This window comes from Streptomyces sp. NPDC007162 (assembly GCF_040634175.1).
Taxonomy (GTDB): Bacteria; Actinomycetota; Actinomycetes; order Streptomycetales; family Streptomycetaceae; genus Streptomyces.
This window is the reverse complement of sequence record NZ_JBEYFC010000737.1, coordinates 1-3,530: the sequence shown is the minus strand read 5'-3', so window position 1 is coordinate 3,530 and position 3,530 is coordinate 1. Positions and strand designations below refer to the sequence as shown.

Below are 3,530 nucleotides of genomic sequence, written 5' to 3'. Positions count from 1 at the left end.
GGCAGTACCAGGACGGCGCCTACCCCTCACCCACCTACCTCAGGCCGATGCCAGGACCCGCTCGCGATGAAGCGGGCCTCCGGGGCATGCGCGGTCGGCGGGACAACGCCCGTGACCGGGAGCGCTCTCCTCAACGGGGTCGAACTTCACTAGGGGCACTCTTCGAGCTACAAACCGACTCTACATGTAGGTGCGTGCGCATGCAATTGCAGACGCACCCAGTCTCGGGTGCGCTGTTAGCGGCTATGCTGACGGACGTGAAAGCTCCCGCATCGAACCCACAGGTCATCTCCCCGGACCAGGTCAGGGGCTGGTTCGCGCTCCTGCTCACCCATGCCACGGTCACCGGGCGGATCCACGCGGTGCTGATGAAACAGCACAAGATCTCCTTCAGCACCGTCGAAATCCTGTGCTGGCTCCTGGAGACCGAGCCCCAGTCGGTCCGAGCCCTGTCCGGCCAGCTCGTCAGCGTCAGCCCCACCAGAGCATCACGGTTGGTCCAGGACCTCATCGACGCCGGGCACCTTCAGCGCGGCGCCGACCAAGGCGACGGACGGGTATCGCTCATCAGCTTCACAGAGAGCGGACGGCTTTTCGCCGAGACGATCAAGCGAACTTTCGAAGGATCGGTCAAGAAATACTTCGTCGATCCTCTCGACAACGAGGACATCGCCGCCCTCATCCGCATATGGACCAAACTCGAAAACGCCGGAGGCGTTGCGAACTGACGCACCCCACCACCGAGGTCGTCCGACAAGGACCTGACCACTGACCGCCCTGCACTGAGCCTTTTCCAACCTCTCGCGTTGGTTCGGACGTAGCGGAACAAGCCAGGAAGCGATGGCTGGTCCGCTGGGCGGAACAGAGGGCGACTGCGCGCTTGCGCCGGAACACGCTGTCCACGAGCGAGACGGATCGGGTTTCCGGTCGACAAGTCATAGGAGTTGCGACGATGAAGATCCAGAACAGGATCACCGTCCTGGCGGCGACGCTTCTGAGCTGCGCGGGCATGGTCACGTTGGCGACGGGAGCGAGTGCCGCCGTGCCGACGCCGGACTCTACGGCGGGAGTGTCCGCCCGTGTCACGGCCGCCGCTGCCGCGAGCACCTATCACACGATCAAGAACATGGCCTACAGCCAATGCGTGGACGCGCCCGGCGGGGTGCTCAACGTCAGACTTCAGCTGGCCAACTGCAACGGCTCCAGCACGCAGAACTGGGCGTTCGTGTCGACCGGTTCGGCGGATACCTACTACCTGGTGAATCAGGCGAGCGGGTACTGCGCCGAGGTCAACAACGGCACCAGCGTTCCGGGCGAGGCCGTCGACGAGTACCTCTGTGACGGGCTGGCGTCGGAACAGTGGGTCGAGACCGCCGTGATCGTCGACCAGAAGATCGGCGCGAAGTTCAGGCACGCGGGCACCAATCTGTGCCTCGACACGGTCGGCGGTGCCGGCAGCCAGCTCATGCAGTGGAGTTGCGACGACGCACACCCGGCGGCGGCCCAGGTATGGATCGTGAGTTAGGCCGCTTCCGAGCAGCCTGCCGCTCACCGTTCGGCGGGCTTGCTCAACCGAACGCCGTTCCTGCCGGGGCGATCCCACGGCAGGAACGGCTTCACAACGGCAGTGCCTCGTGGCGGTTCGGGATGCGATCCCGGCCGAATGCCAGGAGGCCCTGCTGTGGCAGTGAGCCATTCCAACCTCTCGCGTTGGTGGGGCAGTTGGCCTGACAGACAGGTGAAGCCCCTGGTAGATGGGTTTTCGACCAAGAGAACCGTCTCCACCAGAGGCTTCGCATGCGTGTCTACCCGTCCGGCGTCGACGTGTCCAGCTCTGCCCTCCGCCTCCTCGCCACCCGCCTGAGAGAACATCGGCGTGCTCTCGGCACACGGTGGCGGCGCCTGAACGCAGGCCGACAGGCCCTGCTCACCCTCGCCCACCTCCGCAACGGCCAGCCCTACGCACAGCTCGCAGCCGGCTTCGGGATCGGCACCACCACCGCCTACCGCTACATCACGGAGGCATTGAGCTCCTGGCCGCTCTGGCCCCCACGCCCGCCGAAGCAGTACGGGCCGCGTCGATGAACGCGTATCTGATCCTCGACGGGACACTTCTGCCCATCGACCGGATCGCCGCCGACCGTCCCTTCTACTCGGGCAAACGCAACCTGCGCGAGCACGCCATCCCCCTCCTGCACGGCGGCTACGCCGAGGCCGTGGGCCGCGAGCTGTACGCCGGGACCGCCGAACTGACCCGCGTCGCGGGCTGGAACGCGCTCGACATGGGCCGACACGGCCTAGCGCAGCACCATTTCGTCCAGGCCCAATCCGGAGGCCCCGGCGGAGCATCCAGCACGGCTCGCCGGAACAGGTCCCACAGCTCAGGGAACGGCGCGCCGGACGCTGCGCAACGGCTTCCGGGACCGACCGCCGCTGACATGTCGAACAGGCGAGAGCGTGGGTGTGCGCGCACTTCTACACGGGATTCGTCATGGGCAGGAGGCCGAGTCGCAGGAGGCTTTCGGCGGTGCTTGCGACGGCGTCGTCGCTGCTGCGGGGGTGCCAACCGAGGACGGTGCGGGCCTTGTCGTTGCTGACGTGGCGGATCTTTCCGAGGTTGGGCAGCATGCTCTTCAGCAACGGGTTCACCTCGGCGGCTCTGCGTACCGTCTCGTCCGGAAGCTCGGCGGCTGGGACGGCACGGGCGACGTCGCCGAGCCGGTCGCGGATGGCGAGGGCCATCTGGTGCAGAGAGACGGCGTCGCCGGCGGAGGCGATGAAGCGTTCGCCCGCGGCCCTGGGGTCGGTCATGGCCTTCAGGTGCAGGGCTGCGGCGTCACGGACGTCGACGACGGCGAAGTACAGGCGGGGTACGCCCGGCATGACACCGTCGAACAGACCGGTGATCATGCTGATCGAGGAGGAGTGATCGCTGCCGACGACAGGGCCGAAGATGCCGACCGGGGCGACGGTGGCGAGCTGAACGCCGTTGCCCTCGCGCTCGACGAACTCCCAGGCCGCTCGCTCAGCCAGCACTTTGGACCTGATGTAGGCGGGGATGTCGCTGTCCGGGTCGGTCCAGTCGTCCTCGGTGAAGGGCTGGTCGGTCGCGGGCCTGCCGTAGCCGACCGCGGCGAACGAGGAGGTGACCACAACGCGTTCGACGCCGGTGTCGCGGGCCGCGCGCAGCACGCGCAGCGTGCCTTCCCGGGCCGGGAGGATCAGATCGTCCTCATGGTCGGGCTCGCCGACCGGGAAGGGCGAGGCGGTGTGCAGGACGTAGCGGCATCCCGCGACCGCATCGGCCCAGCCGTCATCGGAGGTGAGATCCGCCTCCACGAAGGTGAGTTCCTCATCCGCGTCCACGCCCATGGCCGCCAGGTCCCCGCGGACCTGCGCCTCACGGTTGAGGGACCGCACAGTGGTGCGGACCTGGTAACCCTCGCCGAGTGCCTGGGCGATCACACGGATCAGCCGGTCGCCGTGGTGGCCCGGGAGCAGGTCGTGGCCGTGGCCGTCGTAGTGGTAGC

At 67.3% G+C, this 3,530-nt stretch carries 3 protein-coding genes and 1 pseudogene; 3 read left to right on the top strand and 1 reads right to left on the bottom strand.

The window, feature by feature from the left end; all coding sequences use genetic code 11:
- The first annotated feature begins 200 nt into the window (after positions 1 to 200).
- From ABZ646_RS43085 to ABZ646_RS43075, 3 genes and pseudogenes are all read left to right on the top strand, one after another.
- Positions 201 to 728, top strand: coding sequence for a MarR family winged helix-turn-helix transcriptional regulator (locus tag ABZ646_RS43085; RefSeq protein ID WP_360532221.1), 528 nt, complete (start codon positions 201 to 203; stop codon positions 726 to 728).
- Between the two features lie 224 nt (positions 729 to 952).
- Entirely contained in the window at positions 953 to 1,525 is a 573-nt protein-coding gene (locus ABZ646_RS43080; RefSeq protein ID WP_360532218.1) for an RICIN domain-containing protein, read from the top strand.
- Between the two features lie 272 nt (positions 1,526 to 1,797).
- Positions 1,798 to 2,162 (top strand): annotated as a pseudogene (locus ABZ646_RS43075) (transposase family protein); the annotation flags it as partial.
- A gap of 313 nt (positions 2,163 to 2,475) precedes the next feature.
- On the opposite strand, the gene ABZ646_RS43070 reads toward ABZ646_RS43075, so the two are convergent.
- Positions 2,476 to 3,465, bottom strand: a complete 990-nt coding sequence (locus ABZ646_RS43070) for an aldehyde reductase (protein ID WP_360532224.1) — start codon at positions 3,463 to 3,465, stop codon at positions 2,476 to 2,478.
- Positions 3,466 to 3,530 lie beyond the last annotated feature (65 nt).